The 25,005-nt window shown below is 59.4% G+C and carries 20 protein-coding genes; 16 read left to right on the top strand and 4 right to left on the bottom strand.

The window, feature by feature from the left end; all coding sequences use genetic code 11:
- Positions 1 to 100 precede the first annotated feature (100 nt).
- From AC4LE2_RS03430 to AC4LE2_RS03415, 4 genes are all read left to right on the top strand, one after another.
- The gene (locus AC4LE2_RS03430) at positions 101 to 1,651 is read left to right on the top strand and encodes a bifunctional aminoglycoside phosphotransferase/ATP-binding protein (RefSeq protein ID WP_491824113.1); all 1,551 of its coding nucleotides are present in this window, start codon (positions 101 to 103) and stop codon (positions 1,649 to 1,651) included.
- Between the two features lie 86 nt (positions 1,652 to 1,737).
- On the top strand, positions 1,738 to 2,082 hold the full coding sequence (locus tag AC4LE2_RS03425) for a pentapeptide repeat-containing protein (RefSeq protein ID WP_491824112.1): 345 nt from the start codon (positions 1,738 to 1,740) through the stop codon (positions 2,080 to 2,082).
- A gap of 58 nt (positions 2,083 to 2,140) precedes the next feature.
- Positions 2,141 to 2,416 carry a TfoX/Sxy family protein gene (locus AC4LE2_RS03420; RefSeq protein ID WP_491824111.1) on the top strand — a complete coding sequence of 92 codons (276 nt, stop codon included), beginning with the start codon at positions 2,141 to 2,143 and terminating at the stop codon, positions 2,414 to 2,416.
- Positions 2,417 to 2,446: 30 nt separating this feature from the next.
- Positions 2,447 to 3,229 carry a Crp/Fnr family transcriptional regulator gene (locus AC4LE2_RS03415; RefSeq protein ID WP_491824110.1) on the top strand — a complete coding sequence of 261 codons (783 nt, stop codon included), beginning with the start codon at positions 2,447 to 2,449 and terminating at the stop codon, positions 3,227 to 3,229.
- A gap of 199 nt (positions 3,230 to 3,428) precedes the next feature.
- Here the strand turns inward: AC4LE2_RS03415 and sfsA are convergent, their stop codons facing one another.
- Together sfsA and AC4LE2_RS03405 are read right to left on the bottom strand one after the other, a co-directional pair.
- Positions 3,429 to 4,139, bottom strand: a complete 711-nt coding sequence (gene sfsA / locus AC4LE2_RS03410) for a DNA/RNA nuclease SfsA (RefSeq protein ID WP_491824109.1) — start codon at positions 4,137 to 4,139, stop codon at positions 3,429 to 3,431.
- On the bottom strand, positions 4,139 to 5,311 hold the full coding sequence (locus AC4LE2_RS03405) for a pyridoxal phosphate-dependent aminotransferase (RefSeq protein WP_491824108.1): 1,173 nt from the start codon (positions 5,309 to 5,311) through the stop codon (positions 4,139 to 4,141). Before AC4LE2_RS03405 ends, sfsA begins: the two co-directional genes overlap by 1 nt.
- A 256-nt stretch (positions 5,312 to 5,567) precedes the next feature.
- On the opposite strand from AC4LE2_RS03405, the gene dksA reads away from it, so the two are divergent.
- From dksA to AC4LE2_RS03345, 12 genes are all read left to right on the top strand, one after another.
- Positions 5,568 to 6,014, top strand: a complete 447-nt coding sequence (dksA, locus tag AC4LE2_RS03400; RefSeq protein WP_491824107.1) for an RNA polymerase-binding protein DksA — start codon at positions 5,568 to 5,570, stop codon at positions 6,012 to 6,014.
- Positions 6,015 to 6,085: 71 nt separating this feature from the next.
- A complete protein-coding gene (gene gluQRS / locus AC4LE2_RS03395; protein WP_491824106.1) occupies positions 6,086 to 6,970 on the top strand; it encodes a tRNA glutamyl-Q(34) synthetase GluQRS in 885 nt (294 codons plus the stop codon).
- 90 nt (positions 6,971 to 7,060) lie between these two features.
- Positions 7,061 to 7,237, top strand: a complete 177-nt coding sequence (locus AC4LE2_RS03390) for a hypothetical protein (RefSeq protein WP_097085740.1) — start codon at positions 7,061 to 7,063, stop codon at positions 7,235 to 7,237.
- Positions 7,227 to 10,175, top strand: a complete 2,949-nt coding sequence (locus tag AC4LE2_RS03385; RefSeq protein WP_491824105.1) for a sensor histidine kinase — start codon at positions 7,227 to 7,229, stop codon at positions 10,173 to 10,175. Before AC4LE2_RS03390 ends, AC4LE2_RS03385 begins: the two co-directional genes overlap by 11 nt.
- A gap of 23 nt (positions 10,176 to 10,198) precedes the next feature.
- The gene (locus tag AC4LE2_RS03380; RefSeq protein WP_491824104.1) at positions 10,199 to 11,614 is read left to right on the top strand and encodes a sigma-54-dependent transcriptional regulator; all 1,416 of its coding nucleotides are present in this window, start codon (positions 10,199 to 10,201) and stop codon (positions 11,612 to 11,614) included.
- Between the two features lie 627 nt (positions 11,615 to 12,241).
- Positions 12,242 to 13,627 carry a polynucleotide adenylyltransferase PcnB gene (locus tag AC4LE2_RS03375; protein ID WP_491824103.1) on the top strand — a complete coding sequence of 462 codons (1,386 nt, stop codon included), beginning with the start codon at positions 12,242 to 12,244 and terminating at the stop codon, positions 13,625 to 13,627.
- A complete protein-coding gene (folK, locus tag AC4LE2_RS03370) occupies positions 13,624 to 14,133 on the top strand; it encodes a 2-amino-4-hydroxy-6-hydroxymethyldihydropteridine diphosphokinase (RefSeq protein ID WP_491824102.1) in 510 nt (169 codons plus the stop codon). Before AC4LE2_RS03375 ends, folK begins: the two co-directional genes overlap by 4 nt.
- 198 nt (positions 14,134 to 14,331) lie before the next feature.
- A complete protein-coding gene (panB, locus tag AC4LE2_RS03365) occupies positions 14,332 to 15,132 on the top strand; it encodes a 3-methyl-2-oxobutanoate hydroxymethyltransferase (RefSeq protein WP_491824101.1) in 801 nt (266 codons plus the stop codon).
- Positions 15,129 to 15,989: a pantoate--beta-alanine ligase gene (gene panC / locus AC4LE2_RS03360; protein ID WP_491824100.1), complete on the top strand. Its 861-nt coding sequence runs from the start codon at positions 15,129 to 15,131 to the stop codon at positions 15,987 to 15,989. Before panB ends, panC begins: the two co-directional genes overlap by 4 nt.
- Before the next feature lie 79 nt (positions 15,990 to 16,068).
- Complete coding sequence (gene pgi, locus AC4LE2_RS03355; RefSeq protein ID WP_491824099.1) at positions 16,069 to 17,733, top strand: glucose-6-phosphate isomerase; 1,665 nt, start codon at positions 16,069 to 16,071, stop codon at positions 17,731 to 17,733.
- Between the two features lie 163 nt (positions 17,734 to 17,896).
- Positions 17,897 to 19,078 (top strand): acetyl-CoA C-acetyltransferase, encoded by a 1,182-nt coding sequence (locus AC4LE2_RS03350; RefSeq protein WP_491824098.1) that lies wholly within the window; start codon positions 17,897 to 17,899, stop codon positions 19,076 to 19,078.
- Between the two features lie 74 nt (positions 19,079 to 19,152).
- Positions 19,153 to 22,047 carry a DUF748 domain-containing protein gene (locus AC4LE2_RS03345; RefSeq protein WP_491824097.1) on the top strand — a complete coding sequence of 965 codons (2,895 nt, stop codon included), beginning with the start codon at positions 19,153 to 19,155 and terminating at the stop codon, positions 22,045 to 22,047.
- Between the two features lie 109 nt (positions 22,048 to 22,156).
- Here AC4LE2_RS03345 and AC4LE2_RS03340 read toward each other — a convergent pair whose 3' ends face one another.
- The gene (locus AC4LE2_RS03340) at positions 22,157 to 22,513 is read right to left on the bottom strand and encodes a BON domain-containing protein (protein ID WP_491824096.1); all 357 of its coding nucleotides are present in this window, start codon (positions 22,511 to 22,513) and stop codon (positions 22,157 to 22,159) included.
- A 258-nt stretch (positions 22,514 to 22,771) separates the two neighbouring features.
- The gene (gene pnp, locus AC4LE2_RS03335; protein WP_491824095.1) at positions 22,772 to 24,880 is read right to left on the bottom strand and encodes a polyribonucleotide nucleotidyltransferase; all 2,109 of its coding nucleotides are present in this window, start codon (positions 24,878 to 24,880) and stop codon (positions 22,772 to 22,774) included.
- Positions 24,881 to 25,005: the final 125 nt, after the last annotated feature.

Below are 25,005 nucleotides of genomic sequence, written 5' to 3'. Positions count from 1 at the left end.
AGTTTGCGCAACGGCAAACAGAAACCTCATGACGGTTTGCAGCACTGGCTCAAGCCGCCATAATGAACGGCAAAGCCCCTAGACCGCATAAGGATTTCTCGTGAGCCAAGCCCTCATTGCCGCGCTGCAGAACCCGGCGCTTTACCCGCATCCGGTAGAGGCGTTCGACGTGATCGAAACGCATATTTCCTGGGTAGTGCTCACAGGTACATACGCTTACAAAATCAAGAAGCCTGTCAATTTCGGCTTTCTTGATTTCACCACCCTCTCTGCACGCCAGCACTTTTGTCAGGAAGAACTGCGCCTGAACCAGCGTCTTGCGCAGCGCCTGTACCTGGAAGTAGTGCCGATTACAGGAAGCGACAGCGCGCCTGTGCTGGGCGGTGCCGGCGAGGTCGTCGACTATGCGGTGAAGATGCGCCAGTTTCCACAACGCCAACTGCTCAACACCCTTCAGGCACAGGGCGAACTGAGCAGTGGGCACATCGATGACATGGCCCGGCAGATGGCAACCTTTCATGAGGCTACGCCCAAGGTGCCTTTCGAACGCAGCGAGGGGTCACCCGATAGCGTGATGGCCCCAGTGCTGCAAAACTTCGAACAGGTTCGCCCCTTCCTGTCAGACAGCGCCGACAGGCTGCAGCTCGAGGCCTTGGAGGCGTGGGCAAAGGCTGAATACAGCCGCTTGCTACCCTTGCTTACCCAGCGCAAGGCAGGCGGCTTCATACGCGAATGCCATGGCGACCTTCATTTGGGTAATGCCGCATTGATCGACGGCCACGTGGTGATTTTCGACTGCATCGAATTCAATGACCCTTTCCGCATGACCGACGTGTACGCAGACATCGCCTTCCTGGCCATGGACTTGGAAGACCGGGGGCTCAAGTGCCTGGCATGGCGGTTTATCTCCTACTACCTGGAGCTGACCGGCGATTACGCCGGCTTGCCGCTGCTCAACTTCTACAAGGCCTACCGTGCCATGGTCAGGGCCAAGGTTGCCTTGTTCAGCATGCCAGCCAATGCCGATGGCTTGCAGCGTGCTACCGCCATGCGCCAGTACCGCACCTATGCCACCTTGGCCGAACGCTACAGCGCTATTCCTTCACGTTTCCTGGCAGTCACCAGCGGCGTGTCGGCAGTGGGCAAGAGCCATGTGGCGCTGCGCCTGGTCGAAGGGCTCGGGGCTATCCGCGTGCGCTCCGATGTAGAGCGTAAACGCCTGTTCTCTTCCGCAGTTGCCGATACCGAGGCGTTGTATGCTGCTCAGTCGAGTGAGGCTACTTATGCCCGGCTGCATGAGCTGGCCACCTCTATTCTGGCGGCCGGCATACCGGTGGTGATTGACGCTACCTACCTCAAGCAACCACAGCGGGCCGCAGCCCAAGCCATCGCCCAGGCCCAGGCCGTTCCCTTCGTGATTCTCGATTGCTGCGCGCCTCAGCCGGTGATCGAAAATTGGCTGAGCCAACGTCAGGCACAGGCCAACCCAGACCCATCAGACGCTACGCTGGAGGTCATCTTCGCTCAGGAACGTGACCGCGACCCCCTTTCTGGCGAAGAACGACTGGCGGCCCGCACGGTAGCCACCCATGATGCACATAGCGTAGACGCGGTGCTTGAGACCATGCGTCAGCGACTGCCGGGCCTATGACCTGAGCCGGGCGTGAACCAGCTCACACCTTCGCCTCCAGGGTGGTGTCATTATGATGGCGCCACCTACTCACCAGAGACACTGCCATGACCCAGCCTCGCTTGATCGATTCCCCGCTTTTCAAGCTTGTCAAAGACGAGAACATTCAGGCGTTCAACGAGGAAAAGCGCCTTGCAGGAACGGTGGACTTCACCAGCGGTGATTTTCGAGGCCTTGACCTGCGCATGCTTGATGCAGAAGGCGTGAATTTCAGCAATGGCTATTTTCGCTCGGCCGACTTGCGTGGCATTGACTTCCGCGAAGCCTGCCTGGAAGGCGCCTCGTTGGCCCATGCGCAGATTTCCGGTGCCTACTTCCCAGCCGAACTAAGCGCAGATGAAATCCTCATGTCAGTGAACTTCGGCACCAGGCTGCGCTATCGCACGAAGTAAGCAAGGCCCGCTAAACTGCCCTCAAGGCCGCAGTGTGGCCGCTCAACCAGGAGCGTGGATGAACGACGAGCTGCAGGACCTGCCAAACCTTGGCAAAACCTCTGCCCAGTGGCTGCACGCCGTAGGCATACACAGTGCAGCGGACCTTCGTCGCCTGGGTGCGGTGGACGCATACCGCGCGGTCAAGGCGCGTGGGTTTCGAGCCTCTAAAGTGCTTTTATACGCCATCGAAGGCGCGCTGCTGGGTATCCATTGGAACGACCTGCCTTCCGAGCGTAAAGAAGCGCTCAACAAAGCGTTCGAAGCTCGAATGCCTTCACACCAAAAAACCTAACCTCCACCGCGTACCGCGTGAGAACGAACCATGTATGTCATCGGGGAGCAATCGGCGCTTGCCGAGCAATGGGTCACACGGCTACAGCGCACCGGTGCGCAACTGCTGGAGGGCGCGCAGCCGGCCGCCGAGGTGCTTGAAGTGGCCGCTGGCGCACCACTCGATAGCCATCTGGCCCACACGTTCCTGTACCTGGTGGAAGCCGGTTCGGTAGAGCTAAGCCTGAACGGGCGCAACCTGTTCTTTCTCAGTGCCGGTGACGTGCTGAACCTGGCGCCCCTGCCCAAAGAGGTGCTGTGCCAGTATCGAGCCGCTGCGGCCCTTCGCCTGCACGTCTACGAACGCTCGCATGCCCTGGCCCATATCGCTGCGGCAGGGCGGGTAGGCTTATTGACCGAGTACTTGAGTGGCCAGGCGTGGTTACTGGCAGAGGCCGTCACTCGCTGGAGGCCTGCCGACCTTCAAGGGGCAAATGACATCAGGCAGTTTGCAGCAGGTGAAGTGCTTATTCGGCAAGGGGACACACCCGATCATGTGTTCATCATCGTAGAAGGGTATGCCGAGGCATTTGTGGATGGTGTGAAGGTAGGCGATGTCACAAAGGAAGAAATTTTCGGGGCCATGGCGGTATTTACCCAAGAACAACGCACCGCCACCGTAGTTGCCAGCACCGCATGCAGGGTGGCGTCCATTCCGTGTGAGCAGTTCATGGCATTGCTCGCGACCAACCCCGGTATTGCCCATAGCTTGATTGAGAGCATGACCAGGAAAATCAACCACTTGAACCAGCAACTCACTCGACCAGGAAATTAAAAGCAATAATTCTCATCTGGCACTTGACTCTCAAATGAGAATCGTTATGATTATCGCAACTGGTCGCGAGATCAGCCGATAAGCAGCCCGGTGGTTCGGACTCAGCTTATCTCCTCATCAGGCTAATCACGGTTATTGACCCGGCACATGCCGGGTCTTTTTTTGCTTAGCCATAAGCAGCGGCTAACGTTTGGGGCATTTATCTGAAATGCACGGGCAGCCGTCGGTCTATAACAACGGCCTCGGGCGTGAGCTGCACACCATAGGCCAGCACCTCTACGCCCTCAGCCACAGCCGCCGCCAATGCCTGCGCGTAAGCATCGTCGATTTCATGTGCAGGCCTTACCGCGTCTACTCCTGTGAGGTTGACGCAAAATAGCTGCACGGCCCGAACGCCCTGGCGCGCCAGCGTAGCTAATTCACGCAGGTGCCGCGCCCCGCGCTGGGTGACCGAATCTGGGAATGCCGCTACCCTGGTGTCGCCGAACCCCAGGGTAACGCTCTTTACCTCGACATAGGCTTCACCGTTGGGGTAATGGAGGTGAAAGTCCACCCGGCTGTTTTCTTCCCCATACCGCACTTCCCGGCGCAGTGCGGTAAAACCGGCAAGCTCAGGAATGCGCCCTGACAGTAATGCTTCTTCCACCAGCTGATTGGCGCGCCCCGTATTGATACAGGCCAGCCGGCCTTGAGGGGTTTCGGCGATTTCCCACGTGCCCGGCAATTTACGCGCAGGATTGTTGGACCAGCTGAACCACACCTGCCCACCCGGCTTCATGCAATTGAGCATCGAGCCGGTGTTGGGGCAATGCAGCGTGATGCAACTGCCGTCAGCACGCTGCACATCGGCCAGGAACCGCTTATACCGACGCAACAAGACACCGGATTCCAATGGAGGGTCAAAGCGCATCAGCCCTTCCACCGCTGCAAGCCCCGGGCGATTCGCTCTACGGCCTGCTCCAGCCGGGGGAGCGCCTGTGTATACGCAAACCGCACATGCTGACGGGCCAAATGTCGGCCAAAATCCAGCCCTGGCGTAAAGGCTACGTACTCCTGCTCAAGGAAGAACTGAGAGAACTCAAACGCGTCACCGCCAAACCGACTGATGTCGGCATACAGGTAGAACGCGCCTTCAGGCTCCACGGCAATGTCAAAGCCCAGGCTGCGCAGGGCAGGAAGCAGAAAATCGCGACGCTGATGAAACGCTTCACGACGCTGCTCGAAAATGTCCAGCGTCGCGGGCTCGAAACAGGCAAGCGCGGCATGCTGCGCCATGCTCGGCGCACTGATGTAGAGGTTCTGAGCGAGCTTCTCAAGCGAAGGCACCGCTTCAGTCGGAGCCACCAGCCAGCCAAGGCGCCAGCCGGTCATGCCAAAATATTTCGAGAAACTGTTGAGCACATAAGCGTTGTCGTCGACCTCAAGCACGCTTCGGGCTTCCATGCCATAAGTGAGGCCGTGGTAGATTTCATCCACCACCAAGTGCCCTCCCCGCTCGCTGATCGCTTGGCTTAATCCACCCAGCGCCTCCAGCCCAAGCACAGCGCCGGTTGGGTTGGCGGGCGAAGCCACCAACGCCCCGACCGAGTTCTCGTTCCAACACGCCGCCACCCGCTCGGGGGTAAGCTGGTAGTGCTCGGCCGGGCCTACCGGCACCAGTTGCGCCTCGCCCTCGATCAAGCGAAGAAAGTGCCGGTTACAGGGGTAGCCAGGGTCGGCGAGCAACCAGTGCTGGCCTGGATCTACCAACAGCGCACTGGTCAATAGCAATGCACCAGATCCGCCGGGCGTGATCAGAATGCGCGCAGGGTCGATGTCCAGCCCATAGCGAGTGCCATAAAACCCGGCAATGGCCTGGCGCAGCGCAGGTAGCCCGCGGGCAGCGGTGTACCCCGTATGGCCGGCGGCAAGCGCCGCCTGGCCCGCTGCCACGATGGGCGCGGCAGTTACAAAGTCCGGCTCGCCTATTTCCAGATGGATAACGTCATGGCCTTGCGCCTGCAGCTCGTTGGCACGAGCCAACAGGGCCATGACATGAAAGGGTTCGATCGCGCGGCTTCGCGCACTGTAGAGCGTGGCCATGGAGCTGCCTCGGGTGGCGTGGCAAAGCCCGATTCTACGGTAATCCTTTGCCTGAATGCGCGGCGTCATGCGGCCGTGGAATGATCCGCCGTCGCGGTTGTCCAACCGCCTTGCACAGCCAAATCAGGCAAGACAACCGGGAGTAGCGCACCCCGATTTGATCTGGTAAGTTCGCCCGCTTGCAGTCGCGGGGCCGGCGGTCGCCGGAGATGGATCATCCCGCGCAGTGGATTAGAAGAGCGAGAGGCGGTCACTCATGCCCACCAAAGAAAACCAGCAACAAAGCACAGGCCTGGCGAATGGTTTCAAGCCCTATGAAGGTAAAAAGGGCGAGGAATACATGAGCGAAGGAATGCGCGCTCACTTCACTAAAATCCTGAATCAGTGGAAGCAAGAGCTGATGCAGGAAGTTGACCGTACCGTCGATCATATGAAAGACGAGGCAGCCAACTTCCCGGACCCCGCCGACCGGGCTAGCCAGGAAGAGGAGTTCAGCCTCGAACTGCGTGCACGTGACCGTGAGCGCAAACTGATCAAGAAAATCGACAAAACCCTGCAGTTGATCGAAGACGAAGAGTACGGCTGGTGCGATTCGTGTGGCGTGGAAATCGGGATTCGCCGGCTGGAAGCCCGTCCCACCGCTGACATGTGCGTAGACTGCAAAACCCTCGCTGAAATCAAAGAGAAGCAAGTCGGTAAATAAGCTGTGCTGGGGCGCGCTCACGCGCCCTGGCCTGGCTGGCGCGACCCTTCCACCCCTGGCACGCCCTCATCATGACGCCCTCGCGCATCGGTCGATTCGCCCCAACCCCCAGTGGTCTTCTTCACTTCGGCTCTTTAGTGGCCGCAGTGGCGTCCTTTGCCGATGCGCGTGCCAACGGCGGCCAATGGCTGCTACGCATGGAAGACATCGACCCGCCCCGTGAAATGCCCGGTGCCAAGGCAGCGATTCTCAGCACCCTGGCCGACTACGGCTTTGAGTGGGACGGGCCCGTGCTGTACCAAAGTGAGCGCCACACGGTGTACCAGACCGTGATAGATCGCTGGCTGCAGCACGGGCTGGCCTACGCCTGCACCTGCTCGCGCAAGGCGTTGGAGCCTTTCAAGGGTATCTATCCAGGGTTTTGCCGTGACGCAGGCCATGACCCTGAAGGGGCGGCCATTCGGTTACGTGTGCCTGAGTTGCGCTATAGCGTCCAAGACCGTCTTCAAGGCTGTTTCGCACAGCATTTGGGTAACGAGGTAGGAGACTTCGTGATCCGGCGCCGGGATGGCCTTTATGCCTACCAACTGGCCGTAGTGTTGGATGACGGCGCTCAGGGCGTCACCGATATCGTGCGTGGCGCCGACTTGCTGGACTCTACGCCCCGGCAACTTTACTTACAGGAATTGCTAGGCCTGCCCTCTCCTACTTACCTGCATGTGCCGCTAGTGGTGCAGCCCGATGGGCACAAGCTGGGCAAAACCTACCGCTCTGCCCCCTTGAATACACAGGACGCGGGCGCGCAGTTATTGCGAGCGTTGCGGGCGTTGGGGCAGGCGCCGGTACCCGCCCTGGAGGGTGCCGCCCCGTGCGATATCTTGGTCTGGGCTGTGGCGCACTGGAACCTCAACGCCTTGCCACGCGCCCGCACCCTCGCCGAGGCGGCACTGCGCTGAAGCGGTAGGCAGCCAGGCAGGCATCCGCTACCATCCCGGCAGCCCTGAAGCGGCACACCTATCCGCCGCCCTTTGTGTGACGAGGCCAGCATGTATATCTATCGCTTGGTGTTGCTGCTGGTCGTCGGCATCTACCTGTTTTCCCCTGCCATCATGGACTGGTGGATCGAACCTACGGGTGCGTGGTACCGCCCTTACTTGCTGTGGCTGATCCTCATCGTGGTCGCCTTTATCCTGCAAAGCCAGAGAGACGCCGATGAGCTTTAGCCTTACCCAGATACTCCTGGTCAGCGTCGTCTACTTATCGGTACTGTTTGGCGTGGCGTGGGTGAGCGAGCGCGGCCTGATACCTCGATCGATCATCCGCCACCCGCTGACCTACACCCTCTCGCTTGGCGTATACGCCAGCGCCTGGGCGTTTTATGGCACGGTGGGCTTGGCCTACGAATATGGCTACGGGTTCCTCGCCTGTTACCTGGGGGTGTCCGGGGCATTCTTGCTGGCGCCCGTGCTGCTGTACCCCATCTTGAAAATCACGCGTACCTACCAGTTATCCTCGCTGGCAGACCTGATCGCGTTCCGTTTTCGGAGCACATGGGCCGGCGCCCTCACGACGCTATTCATGTTGATCGGCGTACTTCCCTTGCTGGCGCTGCAGATACAAGCGGTGGCGGATTCCATCAGCATCCTCACGCAGGAGCCCATGAAAGACCAGGTGGCCCTTGGTTTTTGCGTCCTGATCACGCTGTTCACGATTTTCTTTGGCTCCAGGCACATCGCCACGCGCGAAAAACACCAAGGCTTGGTGTTCGCCATTGCATTCGAATCCGTCATCAAGCTCATCGCGCTGGGCGGGCTGGGCCTGTATGCCTTGTACGGGGTATTTGGCGGGCCACACCAGTTGGAGCTGTGGCTCATGCAAAATCAGATGGCCCTGGCGGCCCTGCACACGCCGCTCCAGGAAGGCCCATGGCGTACCTTGTTACTGGTATTTTTTGCCTCTGCCATCGTGATGCCGCACATGTACCACATGGCTTTTACCGAGAACCTCAACCCGCGCGCCCTGGTCAGCGCCAGCTGGGGGTTACCGTTGTTCCTGCTCCTGATGAGCCTGGCGGTACCGCTGATCCTGTGGGCAGGGCTGCGCCTGGGTGCGCCTACGTCACCTGAATACTTCACGCTAGGCGTAGGCATTGCCTCCAACAGCAAGGCCCTTGCGCTTCTGGCCTATATAGGAGGCTTGTCAGCCTCGACCGGGCTCATCATCGTCACCACGCTGGCGTTGTCGGGCATGGCGCTGAACCACCTGGTACTTCCCCTTTACCAGCCGCCAGCGGGTGGCAGTATCTACCGGTGGCTGAAGTGGACCCGTCGCGGCCTGATCGTCGCGATCCTGATGGCCGGGTATGCGTTTTACCTGATGCTGGGTAACCGCCAGGACCTGGCGCACCTAGGGATCGTCGCCTTTGTGGCAACCCTGCAATTTCTGCCCGGGGTGTTATCAGTGCTGTACTGGCCCACGGCCAATCGACGAGGTTTCATCGCGGGGTTGCTGGCCGGTGTCGCGGTGTGGTCGGTCACCATGCTAATGCCTTTGGTAGGTGACGTAGCAGGTTTCTATATTCCCGTGCTGGACGTCATCTACGTATTGGATGACACCAGTTGGCACATGGCGGCCATCGCTTCCCTGGCGGCAAACGTTTTGTTATTCACCTTGGTGTCGCTGTTCACCGATGCAGGGCCTGAAGAGGCCAGCGCTGCAGAAGCGTGTGCCGTAGATAACGTGCGCAGGCCGCAACGCCGTGAGCTGCACGCGACATCGCCTCAAGAATTTGCCACTCAACTGGCCAAGCCCCTGGGTGCCCGTGCCGCGCAAAAAGAAGTGGAGCAAGCCCTGCGTGACCTGTACCTGCCGTTCGACGAACGCCGGCCTTATGCGCTGCGCCGCTTACGCGACCGTATCGAAGCCAACCTGTCAGGCCTGATGGGGCCGAGCGTCGCGCAAGACATCGTCGAGACGTTCTTGCCGTACAAGTCCGGCGGTGAAACCTATGTCACCGAAGATATTCACTTCATTGAAAGCCGCCTCGAAGACTACCACTCTCGGCTGACTGGCCTGGCGGCGGAGTTGGATGCACTGCGTCGCTACCACCGGCAAACCTTGCAAGAGCTACCCATGGGGGTGTGCTCGCTGGCCACGGACCGGGAAATTCTGATGTGGAATAAAGCCATGGAGGAGCTGACCGGGATCTCTGCCCAGCGTGTGGTCGGCTCGCGACTGGGGACCATTGCCGAGCCCTGGCAGGGCTTGCTGCAAGGCTTTATCCATGGGGCGGATGAACACCTGCATAAACAACGGTTGGCCCTGGACGGCCAGACCCGCTGGTTAAACCTGCACAAAGCCGCTATCGACGAGCCGTTGGCGCCTGGCAACAGTGGCCTGGTACTGCTGGTCGAAGACCTTACCGAAACCCAGATGCTCGAAGACAAACTGGTGCACTCCGAGCGCCTGGCCAGCATTGGCCGCCTGGCCGCAGGCGTGGCCCATGAAATAGGCAACCCCATTACCGGCATTGCCTGCCTGGCTCAGAATCTGCGAGAAGAGCGCGAAGACGACAATGAGATCACTGAGCTGTCTAGCCAGATCCTGGAGCAAACCAAGCGAGTCTCCCGGATCGTCCAGTCGTTGATGAGCTTCGCCCATGCCGGTACGCACCAGCACAGCGAGGAACCCGTCAGCCTGGCTGAAGTGGCCCAGGACGCGATTGGCTTGCTGGCGCTGAACCGCCGCAACTTCGAGGTGCAGTTCTTCAACCTGTGTGACCCAGACCATTGGGTGGACGGCGACCCGCAGCGCCTGGCGCAGGTGCTCATCAACCTGCTGTCCAACGCCCGGGACGCGTCTCCCGCAGGCAGCGCGGTACGGGTACGCAGCGAAGCGAATGAGCACACCGTGGCCCTGATCGTAGAGGATGAAGGCAGCGGTATTCCCAAGAACATTATGGACCGCCTGTTCGAACCTTTTTTCACCACAAAGGATCCCGGCGAAGGCACCGGCCTCGGCCTTGCGCTGGTCTATTCCATTGTGGAGGAGCATTATGGACAGATCACCATCGACAGCCCGGCTGACGTACAGAGGCAACTGGGCACCCGTATACGCGTGACCCTGCCCCGCCATGTCGAAGCGACGTCCGCTGCCAATTGAGACCGTCGAGAGAACCGAACCCCATGCCGCACATTCTCATCGTCGAAGACGAAACTATTATTCGCTCTGCCCTGCGTCGCTTGCTTGAACGCAACCACTATCAAGTCAGCGAAGCGGGTTCGGTACAGGAAGCGCAAGAGCGTTTCACCGTCGCATCGTTTGATTTGATCGTCAGTGACCTGCGCCTGCCGGGTGCCCCAGGCACGGAGCTGATCAAGCTTGGTCAGGGAAAGCCTGTACTGATCATGACCAGCTACGCCAGCCTGCGCTCGGCCGTGGACTCAATGAAGATGGGCGCGGTCGACTACATCGCCAAGCCGTTCGACCACGACGAAATGCTGCAGGCGATTTCTCGCATCTTGCGGGATCGCCAGCCCATCGTGCCGTTTGCTGAACGGGATAAACCAGGGGCCAAGGTTGCGGACAAGCCCGTCGGCCCTGCCCAGGGTGAAATCGGGATCATCGGCTCTTGCCCGCCCATGCAAGACCTGTACAGCAAAATCCGCAAGGTTGCGCCCACCGACTCCAATGTCTTGATTCAGGGAGAGTCAGGTACAGGCAAGGAATTGGTCGCCCGCGCGTTGCACAACCTGTCTCGGCGTGCCAAGGCCACGATGATTTCCGTCAACTGCGCCGCCATTCCTGAAACCCTGATCGAGTCCGAGCTGTTCGGCCATGAGAAAGGTGCGTTCACCGGTGCCAGCGCGGGGCGTGCTGGCCTGGTAGAAGCAGCTGACGGCGGCACGTTGTTTTTGGATGAAATCGGTGAGCTGCCCCTGGAAGCCCAAGCCAGGCTGCTTCGTGTGTTGCAGGAAGGTGAAATTCGCCGGGTAGGCTCCGTGCAATCACAAAAGGTGGACGTGCGGCTGATTGCGGCCACCCACCGAGACCTCAAGAGCTTGGCCAAGGTAGGCCAGTTCAGGGAGGACTTGTACTACCGGCTGCACGTGATTGCGCTCAAGTTGCCTCCTCTACGTGAGCGCGGTGGCGATGTGCTTGAAATCGCCAATGTGTTCCTGGCACGCCAGTCTGCCCGCCTTGGGCGCGAAGGCATGCGTTTTGGCCCCGACGCCGAGAGCGCCATCCGTCAGTACGGCTGGCCAGGTAACGTGCGGGAGCTTGAAAATGCTGTGGAGCGCGCCGTCATCCTGAGTGAAAGCCCACTGTTGTCTGCCGACCTGTTGGGTATCGATATAGAGCTGAGTGAAATAGAACAGGACAGCGAGTTCCTGGCGTCAACCGCACCCTCCGCTGGCCACGAGCCTACCGAGGACCTGTCCCTCGAAGATTACTTCCAGCATTTCGTACTTGAACATCAGGACCACATGACCGAAACAGAGCTGGCGCGCAAGCTAGGTGTCAGCCGCAAATGCCTGTGGGAACGCCGCCAACGGCTGGGCATCCCCCGCCGCAAATCCAGTGTGGTCAGCGAAGGGTAAGCAGGTGTTACCGTGGTGCGGCAAGGTGTAACAGGCACCGGGGCATACGGTAACAATTCCTCCATGTAGCGCTGCCAACAAAGCACTACACGTCACGCTAAGTCATTGAAAATTAATGATTTTAAAAAGTTGGCACAGCACCTGCTATAGCTACGGTACAAGAACAAAAACAAGCGCTAAGACAGATAATAAAAACAACACGAATCGGCTCACGCATAATAAAAACAAGACGGCATGAGGCGCAGCTAACTGATTCTTTTGGAGAGGTATTGTTTCGGGTTTCCGCAATCAGGCTTAGAAGAATAAAACTGCGATACAGCAGCACATGAACTGATTGGGCCTTCGGGTCGTACAGTACGGCGTTCAAAGCAATCCGTTTGCTCTTGCTCCCCATTAGGGAGATGCTCCAGCACTGCCTGGAGTTGGGCACTCAACAAAAACAAAAAGCCCGCACCAACAATAAAAACGAGCAAGCAACGACTTACAGGGGAGCTTAGGCTCCCCTTGTCGTTTCCAACAAAGCCCATTCGCGGCCTCCTACACCATCTCGTCACTAAATGCTAGAATCCCCGCCCATCGTGCGGTCACTCCTGGTATGGCCGATCATTCCTTCATACAGTGCATCCCATGCTGAAGAAGCTGTTCCAGTCTTTTCGTCCACCGGGCCGTCAGGCCTCTCATCAACACACCACGCCCGAAGTGCTTAACAGTGGCGAGCATTCGTTGCAGCGCCATCAATTCAGCCGTCATGCAGTGGGCATCGTCGAGCGCCTGCAGCAAGCCGGTTATCAGGCGTACCTGGTTGGCGGTTGTGTCCGCGACCTGCTGCTCAACCTGACGCCGAAAGACTTCGACGTCGCCACGAGCGCAACACCCGAGCAAATCCGTGCAGAGTTTCGCAATGCCCGGATCATCGGGCGGCGCTTCAAGCTTGTGCATATTCACTTCGGGCGCGAAATCATCGAAGTGGCGACATTCCGAGCCAACCACCCTGAAGGCGACGAAGCACCCAGCAACCACTCCTCACGTAACGAAAGTGGGCTGATCCTTCGCGACAACGTCTACGGCACGCTGGAAGAAGATGCGCAGCGGCGCGACTTCACCATCAATGCGCTGTACTACGACCCGGTCAGCGAACATATCCTCGATTACGCCAATGGCGTGCGGGATGTACGCAACCGGCTCATCAGGCTGATCGGTGATCCGCAACAGCGTTATCAGGAAGACCCGGTGCGTATGCTGCGAGCAGTACGCTTCGCCGCCAAACTCGACTTCGGGATAGAGCGCCACAGCGTGCAGCCTATTCGCGAGTTGGCAGTGCTGCTCAAAGACATACCGGGCGCCCGCCTGTTCGAGGAAGTGCTCAAGCTGTTCCTGTCGGGCCACGCCACTGACACCTTCGAGATGCTCGTTGACCTGAACCTGTTCGAGCAGATGTTCCCGGCCAGCGCCGAGGCCCTTGAGCATAACCCGACCTACACCTATACGCTGATCCGCAATGCGCTGGTCAACACCGACCTGCGGGTACAAGAAGGCAAACCCGTTACCCCGGCCTTCCTCTTCGCAGCACTGTTATGGCCTGCCCTGCCCGTTCGTGCATTGGCACTGCAGGCCCGTGGCATGCCGCCTATTCCTGCCATGCAGGAGGCGGCCCATAACGTGATCGCTGAACAATGCAGGTCTATAGCGATCCCCAAACGCTTTACCTTGCCCATCAAGGAAATTTGGGACATGCAGGAGCGGCTGCCTCGGCGCACTGGCAAACGCGCTGACGTGATGCTGGACAACTCCCGCTTCCGTGCCGGTTATGACTTCCTCTTGCTGCGCGAAAGCGCGGGGGAGCACACCGAAGGCTTGGGCCAATGGTGGACCGAGTACCAGGAGGCGTCCGACAGCGAGCGCCGAGCGATGATTCGCGACTTGGGTAGCCGGGAAGACACCGCCACCGGCGCCACCGTACGCAAGAAGCGCCGTAGCAACACGCGCCGCAAGAGCGACAGCGCTGACGAATGAGCCAGGCACAACGTGCATTCATAGGGCTTGGCAGCAACCTCGCCGAGCCAACCCACCAGTTGCGCCAAGCAGTGGCTAGCCTTCGCGCGCTACCCGGCTGTAACTGGGTAGGGGTGTCCGGGCTCTACATGAGCGATTCGCTGCTCCCAGGGCAGCCACGTTACAGCAATGCTGTGGCTGCCGTGGACACCCACCTGCCACCTTTGTCGTTGCTCGACGCACTGCAGGGAATCGAAAACGACCAGGGCCGAGTGCGGGCGCAGCGCTGGGGGTCGCGGACGTTAGACCTGGATATCATTCTGTTGGGTAATCAGGTGCTGAATGAGCCGCGCCTGACCGTGCCGCACTACCACCTCCAGGCCCGGCCGTTCGTGCTTTACCCTCTGGCCGAGCTGGTTGACGAGGGTTTCGTATTGCCTGATGGCCGCACCTTGCAAGCGTTGCTGGCAGCGTGCCCATTCCTTGGGCTAGAGCGAGTGGGCAACAGCGCATTGCTGGACGGCTAGCCCTGTTAGCTGCCCGTTATAGGCGCCCTGCATTGACTTCCCGTTAGCGGCTCACGACTATAGGCCGCCCGCTCAAACCGTTGGGTACACACCGGTGGCGGGTGGCGGCTGCCCACGCCTGCTGGTATTGCAGCGCAGCGCCTCCATTGAGACATAGCTGTTGCCTGCGTTTGATGGCGGCAACCGAGGAACACTTTCATGCCAGAGATCACCCTGACCACCCTGCAGGCCCTTAAGGCCAAGGGTGAAAAAATAACAATGCTGACCTGTTATGACGCGACCTTCGCACGGGCAGCCAGCAATGCCGGGATTGAGGTATTGCTCATCGGGGATTCGCTGGGCATGGTCCTGCAAGGCCATAACAGTACGCTACCTGTCACAACCGCTGACATGGCCTACCACACTGCTAGCGTGGCGAGAGGTAACGCTGGCGCCCTGATCCTTGCCGACCTCCCGTTCATGGCGTGCGCGACGCTTGACCACGCCTTTGCCAATTGTGCAACGCTGATGCAAGCGGGCGCACACATGGTGAAAGTAGAAGGCGCCGCGTGGCTATGCGAGACGATCAGCCGGCTGGCCGAGCGAGGCGTACCGGTGTGCGCTCACATGGGCCTGACCCCGCAAACCGTTAACGTACTGGGTGGCTATAAAGTGCAGGGCCGCGAACAGGGTCAGGCGTTGCAGATGCAGGCCGACGCGATAGCATTGCAGGAGGCCGGCGCCGCCATGCTGCTGCTCGAATGCGTGCCTAGCGAATTGGCCGCGCGCATTACTGAAGCGGTAAGGGTGCCGGTGATCGGTATCGGCGCAGGCCCCGAAACGGACGGCCAGGTGCTGGTGATGCACGACATGCTGGGGCTGTCACTGACCGGCCGAGTGCCTAAGTTCGTGAAGAACTTCATGGCGGGCCAGCCTGATATTCAAGGCGCGCTGGCTGCCTATGTCCACGCTGTCAAAACTGGCAGCTTTCCCGCCAGCGAACATGGATTCAACGCATGAACACTGTAAATACGGTACTCGAACTACGGGCAGCAGTAGCTCATGCCCGTGCCGCAGGCCAGCGTATAGGTTTCGTACCGACCATGGGCAACCTGCACAGTGGCCATATGGCCCTAGTCGCCAGGGCCAGGCAACATGCCGACTTCGTGGTCACGAGCATTTTCGTCAATCCGTTGCAATTCGGGGCCAATGAAGACCTGGACAGCTACCCCCGCACGTTGGCGACCGACCAGAACAACCTGCAGCAGGCCGGGTGCAACCTGGTTTTCGCGCCTACGGTAAGTGAGATGTACCCCGACGGCCCCGACATTCAGACCCGCGTCAGCGTGCCAGCGCTGTCTGATGCGCTATGCGGTGCCAGCCGGCCAGGCCACTTCGAGGGCGTAGCAACCGTTGTCAGCAAGCTGTTCAACATGGTCCAGCCCGACGTGGCGGTCTTCGGCCAAAAGGACTATCAGCAGTTGGCAGTGATTCGCGCCATGGTGCGCGACCTGAATATGCCTATACAAGTGATTGGCGAGCCTACCGTTCGGGCCGAAGATGGCCTGGCGCTGTCCTCGCGCAATGGTTACCTGACCCCAGAGCAACGCGCACTGGCCCCGGTCATTCACCGTAGCTTGCAAGCCATTGCCACCGGGCTGCGCAAGGGTGTGCATGATCAGCAGGCCTTGATTGATAAACAACGCAAGCAGATCGCAGACCATGGGTTTAGGCTGGACTACCTGGAACTGCGCCATGCTGGCACGCTCCGCGCAGCCACGCCTGAGGACCGCCATCTGGTGATAGTGGCCGCTGCTTACCTGGGCAGCACCCGGCTGATCGACAACCTTGAAGTTGATCTCGATGCGCCGGCGTGATCTGACACAAAAATACTAAGCAACCTGGCCGGGCCCCAAGGGTCCAAGAAGCTGACCAAGCACAAGGAATCTTGCAGAGATGGCGTACTACCGCACTCCTCACGACGTGACCACCCTTCCCGCCTGGCAGGCGCTCAAAGACCACCGCGTGGCCATGCAGCACTTCAGCATGCGCGAAGCGTTCAATGCCGACAATAACCGCTTCGGCAATTTTTCCCTCAGCGCGTGTGGGTTGTTTCTCGACTACTCCAAAAACCTGATTACCCAGGACACCCGCGACCTGCTGGTGCAACTGGCGGACGAGGTCAAGCTGTCCGAAGCGATCAAAGCCATGTTTGCCGGGGAAATCCTCAACGCCTCGGAAGGCCGCCCGGCCCTGCACACTGCGCTGCGTCGCCCGATCGGCGACAAGCTGAAGGTAGGGGGCACCAACATCATGCCCGAGGTGCACAAGGTCCTGGGGCAGATCACCGAACTGGTTACCCGCATCCACGACGGCTTGTGGCGCGGCTACACCGAAAAGCCCATTACCGATGTCGTGAATATCGGCATTGGTGGCTCCTTCCTGGGGCCGGAGCTGGTATCCGAGGCATTGCTGCCGTACAGCCAGAAAGGCGTGCGCTGTCATTACCTGGCGAACATCGATGGCAGCGAGTTCCACGAACTCTCGGCCAAGCTGCGAGCTGAAACCACGCTGTTCATTGTGTCGTCCAAATCGTTTGGCACCCTGGAAACACTCAAGAACGCGCAGGCTGCACGCGCCTGGTACCTGGCCCAAGGTGGGTCGGAAGCAGAGCTGCACCGGCACTTCATCGCAGTGTCGAGCAACAACGCTGCCGCCGTGGCCTTCGGTATTCGCGAAGAAAACATCTTCCCCATGTGGGACTGGGTCGGCGGGCGCTATTCTTTGTGGTCGGCCATTGGCCTGCCCATTGCGCTGTCCATCGGGACCGCCAACTTCAAAGAGCTGCTGTCTGGCGCTCATACCATGGACGAGCATTTCCAGACCGCGCCGTTCGCCCAGAACATGCCTGTACTGCTGGCATTGCTCGGGGTGTGGTATGGCAACTTCTGGGGCTCGCAAAGCCACGCGATCCTGCCCTATGACCACTACCTGCGTAACATCACCAAGCACTTGCAGCAGTTGGACATGGAATCCAATGGCAAGAGCGTACGCCAAGATGGTACGCCAGCCACAACCGAAACCGGCCCGGTCATCTGGGGCGGCGTAGGCGCCAATGGCCAGCATGCGTATCACCAGTTGCTGCACCAGGGCACCCAGTTGATCCCTGCGGACTTCATCGTCCCCGTGGTCAGCTTTAACCCCGTGGCCGACCATCACCAGTGGCTGTTCGCCAACTGCCTGTCTCAGAGCCAGGCACTGATGCTGGGTAAAACGCGGGCAGAAGCGGAAGCTGAACTGCGCGCCAAAGGCGTGGCTGAAGCTGAAGTAGAACGTCTTGCGCCCCATAAGGTGATTCCGGGCAACCGCCCCAGCAATACCTTGGTCGTGGAACGCATCAGCCCTCGTCGCCTTGGGGCGCTCGTGGCCATGTATGAGCACAAGGTGTTCGTACAAAGCGTGATCTGGGGCATCAATGCGTTCGACCAGTGGGGCGTCGAGCTGGGTAAGGAGTTGGGCAAGAACGTTTACCAGCGGCTGATCGGCGATGTCGAAGAGCCTGCCGAGGACGCATCCACCCAAGGCCTTATCGACTTCTTCCGCAGCCGTCATCGCGGCTGACGCTTTACGTCAGTCAAAGGCCCTCTGCAAGGGCGGTAGCTTAGCTGTCCGCCCTTGTCGCCTTCCTGATGCCGCCCCTCCTCCAACTATGCCACCATGGCGCACCTTGCTTTCCAAGGTCACGCGTGCGTGGCCGTGCCAACAATAAAGAGGAATGAGCACCATGAAAGAGGTTGTCATCGTTGCTGCAACGCGCACACCCGTGGGCAGCTTCCAAGGCGCGCTTGCCAGCGTTCCCGCAGTGGAACTGGGCGCGACCGTCATCCGTGAGCTACTCAACCAAACCGGGATTGATGCGGCGCAGGTAGATGAGGTGATTCTAGGCCAGGTGCTCACTGCTGGTGCAGGCCAAAACCCGGCACGCCAAGCCTCGATCAACGCCGGGCTACCGGCTGCGGTGCCGGCCATGACCCTTAATAAGGTCTGCGGCTCGGGCCTCAAAGCGCTGCACTTGGCAACCCAGGCCATTCGCTGTGGTGACGCAGAGGTGATCATCGCGGGCGGGCAAGAAAGCATGAGCCTTGCCAACTATGTGTTACCAGGGGCGCGCACAGGGCTGCGCATGGGCCATTCCACACTGGTAGACACGCTTATCAGTGATGGCCTGTGGGATGCCTTCAACGACTACCATATGGGTGTTACCGCCGAAAACCTGGTCGAGCGTTACGGCATTAGCCGGGAAGCACAGGACACCTTCGCCGCCGCCTCCCAACACAAAGCGGCCGCAGCTATCGAATCCAAACGCTTCAGCACCGAAATCACCCCGGTCAGCGTGCCCCAGCGCAAAGGCGATCCGCTGTTGATCCTCGATGACGAAGCGCCACGGGCCGGCACTACCGTAGAGGCACTGGCCAAGCTGAAACCCGCGTTCAAGAAGGACGGTACCGTCACTGCCGGCAACGCCTCCTCACTCAACGACGGTGCCGCTGCCGTGATGCTCATGAGCAGTGACAAGGCTGCCGCATTGGGGCTCCCTGTGCTCGCCCGTGTAGCCGGTTACGCCAATGCCGGGGTAGATCCAGCATTCATGGGCATTGGCCCGGTCAGCGCCACGCGGCGTTGCCTGGATAAAGCCGGCTGGCAGCTTGATGAGGTGGACCTGTTCGAAGCGAATGAAGCCTTCGCTGCCCAAGCCTTGGCCGTCTCTCATGACCTAGGCTGGGACTTGAACAAGGTAAACGTGAACGGCGGCGCCATCGCGCTGGGCCACCCCATCGGCGCCTCGGGGTGCCGGATCTTGGTAACCTTGCTGCACGAAATGATCCGCCGGGACGTCAAAAAGGGCCTGGCTACCTTGTGCATTGGTGGCGGCCAGGGCGTAGCCTTGGCGATCGAGCGGCCGTGAGTGCCGGGTGCCTTACTGAACCCAGCTGGCACCGCACACTCCAATCCACCTTTAACTGAGTAAGCGAAGCCGACATGCCGAACCTATCCCCCAAACGGCTGCTACGTCTCGCAGCCGGGATACTGATCGCAGTCGCGCTTTACGCCGCGCTGGGGTTCTGGGTCGCCCCAGCCGTAGGCCTGCGTCTTGCCAACGACAAGTTGGCCGCCTTGGCCACCGTTCCAGCCCACTTGGAAGCCATCGCCTTTAACCCCTTTACTCTAGAACTTCGGTTACACGGGCTTAGGCTGGGTAAAGAAGGTGACGAACAACTGGCATTCGAGCAGCTGTATGCGAACTTACAATTCGATAGCCTGTGGCGGCGACAGGTACACTTGGCCAGACTGGAGGTGCTTGGCCCTAAGGTCCAGGCACTGATCACCTCTAAAGGCCAATTGAACCTCAGCAGCCTGTTCAAGCCCTCCACTGCACCCGCGCAACCACAGAGCGCTGACGAAACGCCGTTCCCGGTCACCATTGATGCACTCAATTTCAGCGAGGGCCACGTTCACTTTCGTGATGCGCGCGCCTCTGACCCGGTTGAATTTACTTACGACGCCCTGGATTTCCAACTCCGTCACCTCACGACCTTGCCCAAGGGCGATGCGCAAATGGAGCTCAAGGCACACGGTGCCTTGGTAGGCGACCTAACCTGGACCGGGCGCTTTTCGTTATTCCCGTTCACGTCCGAAGGGCACCTGACTGTAAAAGACGCGCCCCTGAGCACTTGGTGGCCCTATGTACAGGCTGCCGCACCGATCGCCTTGGAAAAAGGCAAGGTAAGCGCACAGCTTGCCTACCGTATCGACTTAAGCCGCGACGCACAGGTGCAGGTCACCAAAGCAGAGGTGTCAGTGTCGCCGCTCGCGATTGCCGCATTGGACGGTAAGCCACTGCTGCGGCTTTCCACGCTAACAGTCAAGGATGCCGCCTTCGACCTGGCCAAGCGACAGGTTGCAGTGGGCACAATCGCCGTGCAGGAGATGGAAACCTGGGCGGCGCTTGATGCCAATGGCGAGCTTGACTGGCAACGCCTGTTCGCCTCCTCGGAAACCACCCCGAAGGCCCCTTCTCAGCCTGAGAGTCAGCCATGGCGGGTGACGCTAGGGGAAGCGCGCCTAAAAAGCGCGCACGTACACTTGGCCGATAATAGCCAGGCAGAGCCTGTAACGTTGGACCTGGCACCCCTGAACCTACGGCTGGCCGGCTATGACACCCTGAACGCCAAGCCCTTCTCCCTGGCGCTAGACACCGGCGTTGGCCGGCAGGGCACGTTAACCGCCATGGGTGAGGTGAGCCTGAGCCCCGTCAGTGCACAGATGGCTATTACCACGCGTGATATCGATTTGCGCATGGCCCAGCCCTATATCACGCCCTTCATACGCTTGGAGTTGCGAAGCGGCCTACTGGACAGCGATCTTGCCTTGAAGCTAAGCAGCACCTCACCCCTGGCCTTCGACGTGGCCGGAACCGCGAACGTTAACCAACTTCACACCCTGGACACGTTGAAGTCTCGCGACTTCGTGCGCTGGGCGCGCCTGAGCCTGGACGGCATCAACTACCGCCACGGTGAGGGGCTGGAGATTGCCCACGTGATGATCGCCCAACCCTATGCGCGCTTTATGATCAACGAGGACCGCAGCACCAACATCGATGACCTCCTGGTACCGCAACCTGTCACGCCTACGCCTCACCCGGAGGCGACGAACGAAAAGTCAATGCCCCTGGCCGTGCGCGTGGGCGACGTTACCTTTAGCGACGGATCAGCGAACTTCGCAGACTTCAGCCTGACGCCCAACTTTGCCACGGTAATCCAGCAGCTTAACGGCAAGATCGGCACCCTGGACACTAGCAAACCCTTGGCCGCCCGGGTTGACGTGAAGGGCCGTGTCGACAAGTACGCCCCAGTCACGATCGAAGGCAGCCTAGTGCCTTTCGACCCCTTGAGCAGCCTGGATATCGCCACGCACTTCAGGCGGGTCGAACTCACCACACTCACACCTTACTCCGGCAAGTTCGCAGGCTATCGCATCCGCAAGGGCCGGCTGGACCTGGACCTGCATTACAGGATCAGCAAAGGCCAGCTGAAGGCCGACAATAACCTGGCAGTCGAGCAGTTGGAGCTAGGCGAAAAAGTCGACAGCCCCGATGCATTGGATTTGCCGGTCAAGCTGGCGGTGTCTCTGCTCAAAGATAGCCATGGGCGCATCTCGCTGGCGCTACCGGTATCGGGTGACCTCAACAACCCTCAGTTCAGCGTAATGCCTGTGGTGTGGCAGACATTCCGTAACCTGTTGGTTCGCGCGGCACAGGCGCCCTTCCGGCTTCTGGGCAACCTCGTGCATGCAGGGAATGACCAAGACCTAAGCACGGTGGTCTTCGCGGCCGGCAGCAACGAACTCGATGCAAAGGCGCAGGCGGAATTGCTCAAGGTAGCAGCGGCCTTGAAGCAAAAGCCTGAGTTACGTTTGGAGGTTGAAGGCGCCAGTGCGTCGGCCACTGATGGCCCGCTGATCGCAACCCAGCGGCTGGAGCGCGAATACCAGGCCATGTGGTACAAAATGCTCCAGCGGCGTGGTGATAAGGTACCGGCGCAAGCGGCACAAGTGACGGTGCCTCAGGAAGAAAAGCCCGCCCTGCTCGAAGGTATCTACCGCACCCGCCTCAAACAGCAGCCGCCTGTGCAGTGGCAAGGGCTAGAGCCCGCAGCGCGTACCGCCAGGCTACAAGCCGCCGTGATCGACTCTTGGAAAGATAGCAATAGCTTGCTCCGGCAACTGGGCCAGGCGCGGGCGTCCAGTATCAAGGACTTTATGGTTGACCAAGGCAAGCTCCCGGATGACCGTGTCTACCTGATCGATACCCGTCTGGCAGAGCCCCGGCCTGATGGCAAGGTAGTGAGTGTGCTGCAGGTTGATGTAGCGCCTTGAGGCTGGGCGATCTGGCAGGCTCAGGTGTAATCAGCGCTGTGCAATAGCGTTGTTTTCCAAGTAAGAAAAAGCCCCGCATTGAGCGGGGCTTCTATATAGCCGCTAAACCTTAGTTGGTTTTCAAGCCATCAGCCGAAACGGCCTTCACGCCTTTGATCTTCTTGGTGATCATGACGGCGGTGTCTTTCTGGGTTTTGCTTACTGCCATGGTGGAGGACAGGGAAACAACACCCTTGTTGGTTTCTACCTTGATGTCGCTGCCTGGGATGCCTTTCTCGGTTACCAGGTCAGCTTTGACTTTGGTGGTGATCCAGGTGTCAGAGGTCGCTTCTTTGGCTTCGGTGACTTCACCGGCTGCCAGCATCATAGGTGCTTGTGCAGCTTGAGTGGACTGAGCGTAGGCGCCAGTGGTCAGGCCCATTGCCAGAACGGAAGCAGCGGCGGCAGCGATAGCGAATTTTTTCATGGGAGTCACTCCTGGTTTTTGGATAGTCCGCAGCCCATTGGCCGCTGAGTGATAGAAGTGTTGCACCTCCCATGCCAACGTCTCGCTTTCAATAAAATCTATATTAATCAATAGTTTGAAAAAATTAGTGGGTTTCGGCCATCGTGCAACCTGCAACGTGCGATGAAAATTTGCGTGCAAGTTGCAGGTACAGAGGCCCTTAAACGACAAACCCCCGCGCGAAGGCAGGGGTTTGTGAGCGACCGGACCTAAAGGAAATTAGACCCCGGAGGCTTCAGCAGCAGGTACATCCTTGATGGAAAGCTTGATACGGCCGCGGTTGTCCACGTCCATGACCAATACCTTAACCTCCTGACCTTCCTTCAATACATCCGTCACTTTCTCCACGCGCGAGTCGCTGAGCATGGAGATATGTACCAGGCCGTCTTTGCCCGGCAGGATGTTAACGAAGGCGCCGAAGTCTACGATACGCTCAACACGACCAACGTAGATCTTGCCAATCTCGGCCTCGGCAGTGATGCCCAGTACGCGCTGGCGTGCAGCCTCAGCCGCTTCCTTGGTCTCGCCAAAGATCTTGATGGACCCGTCGTCTTCGATGTCGATGGAAGCTTTGGTTTCTTCACAGATACCGCGGATGGTGGCGCCACCCTTGCCGATCACGTCACGAATCTTATCAGTGTCGATTTTCATCGACAGCATGGTCGGCGCGTTAGCTGACAATTCGGAGCGGGATTGACCAATGATCTGGTTCATCTGACCGAGGATGTTCAGGCGCGCTTCCAGGGCTTGGCCCAGTGCGATCTCCATGATCTCTTCGGTGATGCCGTTGATCTTGATGTCCATCTGCAGCGCGGTCACGCCTTTGGCAGTACCGGCAACCTTGAAGTCCATGTCGCCCAAGTGATCTTCGTCACCCAGGATATCGGTCAGGATGGCGAACTTTTCGCCTTCCTTGACCAGGCCCATGGCGATACCGGCAACCGGAGCCTTCATGGGAACGCCAGCGTCCATCAATGCCAGGGAGGCACCGCACACCGACGCCATGGAACTGGAGCCGTTGGACTCGGTGATTTCCGATACCACGCGGATGGTGTACGGGAATTCCGAGTCGCTTGGCAGCATGGCTTGAACCGAACGACGGGCCAGGCGGCCGTGACCAATTTCACGACGGCCTGCACCACCCATGCGGCCACACTCGCCTACCGAGAACGGAGGGAAGTTGTAGTGCAGCATGAAGGGGTCTTTCTTCTCGCCTTCGAGGGTGTCCAAAAGCTGCGCGTCACGGGCAGTGCCGAGGGTAGCCACGACCAGCGCCTGAGTTTCACCACGAGTGAACAACGCAGAACCGTGGGTCTTGGGCAGTACACCCACTTCGATATTGAGCGGGCGAACGGTACGGGTGTCGCGGCCATCGATACGTGGCTTGCCGTTGACGATGTTCTCGCGAACGGTACGGTATTCCAACTCACCGAAGATTTCTTTCACTTGGCCAGCGCTTGGAGCGCCTTCGGCTTCAGTGGCGAAACGGGCAATGGCCTGATCACGCAGCGCACCCAGACGGGTATACCGGTCTGCCTTGATGGTGATGGTGTAGGCGTCGGAGATACCGCTGCCGAACTCACCGCGCACGGCATTGAGCAGCTCGGTGTTAACAGCTTGCGCTTTCCATTCCCACGTAGGCTTGGCCGCTTCGGCAGCCAACTCTTTAACGGCCTGGATAACAACCTGGAACTCATCGTGCGCAAACAGCACGGCACCCAGCATCTGGTCTTCGGTCAGCTCTTTGGCCTCGGACTCTACCATCAGCACCGCGTCGGAGGTGCCGGCTACGACCATGTCCAGGCTCGACGCCTTCAACTGCTCGTAGGTAGGGTTCAGCAGGTAGCCAGTACTTTCGTGGAAGGCAACGCGGGCTGCGCCAATCGGGCCTTCGAACGGAATGCCGGAGATCGCCAGGGCCGCAGAGGTACCAATCATGGCAGCAACGTCTGGATCGGTTTTCTTGCTGGTGGATACCACGGTGCAGACGACCTGGACTTCGTTCATGAAGCCTTCAGGGAACAGCGGGCGGATCGGCCGGTCGATCAGGCGCGAGGTAAGGGTTTCTTTCTCGGAAGGGCGGCCTTCACGCTTGAAGAAACCACCTGGGATCTTGCCCGCAGCGTAGGTTTTTTCCTGATAGTGGACCGAAAGCGGGAAAAAGCCTTTGCTGGGGTCGGCATGCTTGGCGCCCACAACAGTGACCAATACCGTCACGTCATTGTCGACGGTGACCAATACAGCACCGCTGGCTTGACGGGCGATACGGCCAGTCTCGAGGGTTACGGTCGATTGACCGAATTGGAACGTCTTGATTACCGGGTTCACGGCTTCCTACCTTCTATTTTCACTTGGGGAAATCTTTAACAAGCCTGTATGAGATGAATCGGGGCTCGCAGCCTGGGGCACACAGCCCGGGGCACATAGCGCGCCAAACCATTTCATACAGGCCC

Source organism: Pseudomonas sp. 9.3L (genome assembly GCF_058536285.1).
The sequence above is the reverse complement of the archived record's forward strand: the minus strand, read 5'-3'. Positions and strand labels throughout refer to the sequence as shown.

What these genes read in the sequence shown, in the direction of transcription:
- AC4LE2_RS03350 (WP_491824098.1), top strand. Translation starts at nt 17,897, where the DNA reads ATGAAAGAGGTTGTCATCGTTGCTGCAACGCGCACACCCGTGGGCAGC.
- dksA (WP_491824107.1), top strand. Translation starts at nt 5,568, where the DNA reads ATGCCCACCAAAGAAAACCAGCAACAAAGCACAGGCCTGGCGAATGGT.
- folK (WP_491824102.1), top strand. Translation starts at nt 13,624, where the DNA reads ATGAGCCAGGCACAACGTGCATTCATAGGGCTTGGCAGCAACCTCGCC.
- AC4LE2_RS03405 (WP_491824108.1), bottom strand. Translation starts at nt 5,311, where the DNA reads ATGGCCACGCTCTACAGTGCGCGAAGCCGCGCGATCGAACCCTTTCAT.
- panC (WP_491824100.1), top strand. Translation starts at nt 15,129, where the DNA reads ATGAACACTGTAAATACGGTACTCGAACTACGGGCAGCAGTAGCTCAT.
- AC4LE2_RS03415 (WP_491824110.1), top strand. Translation starts at nt 2,447, where the DNA reads ATGTATGTCATCGGGGAGCAATCGGCGCTTGCCGAGCAATGGGTCACA.
- panB (WP_491824101.1), top strand. Translation starts at nt 14,332, where the DNA reads ATGCCAGAGATCACCCTGACCACCCTGCAGGCCCTTAAGGCCAAGGGT.
- pgi (WP_491824099.1), top strand. Translation starts at nt 16,069, where the DNA reads ATGGCGTACTACCGCACTCCTCACGACGTGACCACCCTTCCCGCCTGG.
- AC4LE2_RS03375 (WP_491824103.1), top strand. Translation starts at nt 12,242, where the DNA reads ATGCTGAAGAAGCTGTTCCAGTCTTTTCGTCCACCGGGCCGTCAGGCC.
- gluQRS (WP_491824106.1), top strand. Translation starts at nt 6,086, where the DNA reads ATGACGCCCTCGCGCATCGGTCGATTCGCCCCAACCCCCAGTGGTCTT.
- AC4LE2_RS03340 (WP_491824096.1), bottom strand. Translation starts at nt 22,513, where the DNA reads ATGAAAAAATTCGCTATCGCTGCCGCCGCTGCTTCCGTTCTGGCAATG.
- AC4LE2_RS03345 (WP_491824097.1), top strand. Translation starts at nt 19,153, where the DNA reads ATGCCGAACCTATCCCCCAAACGGCTGCTACGTCTCGCAGCCGGGATA.
- AC4LE2_RS03425 (WP_491824112.1), top strand. Translation starts at nt 1,738, where the DNA reads ATGACCCAGCCTCGCTTGATCGATTCCCCGCTTTTCAAGCTTGTCAAA.
- AC4LE2_RS03385 (WP_491824105.1), top strand. Translation starts at nt 7,227, where the DNA reads ATGAGCTTTAGCCTTACCCAGATACTCCTGGTCAGCGTCGTCTACTTA.
- AC4LE2_RS03380 (WP_491824104.1), top strand. Translation starts at nt 10,199, where the DNA reads ATGCCGCACATTCTCATCGTCGAAGACGAAACTATTATTCGCTCTGCC.
- sfsA (WP_491824109.1), bottom strand. Translation starts at nt 4,139, where the DNA reads ATGCGCTTTGACCCTCCATTGGAATCCGGTGTCTTGTTGCGTCGGTAT.
- AC4LE2_RS03390 (WP_097085740.1), top strand. Translation starts at nt 7,061, where the DNA reads ATGTATATCTATCGCTTGGTGTTGCTGCTGGTCGTCGGCATCTACCTG.
- AC4LE2_RS03420 (WP_491824111.1), top strand. Translation starts at nt 2,141, where the DNA reads ATGAACGACGAGCTGCAGGACCTGCCAAACCTTGGCAAAACCTCTGCC.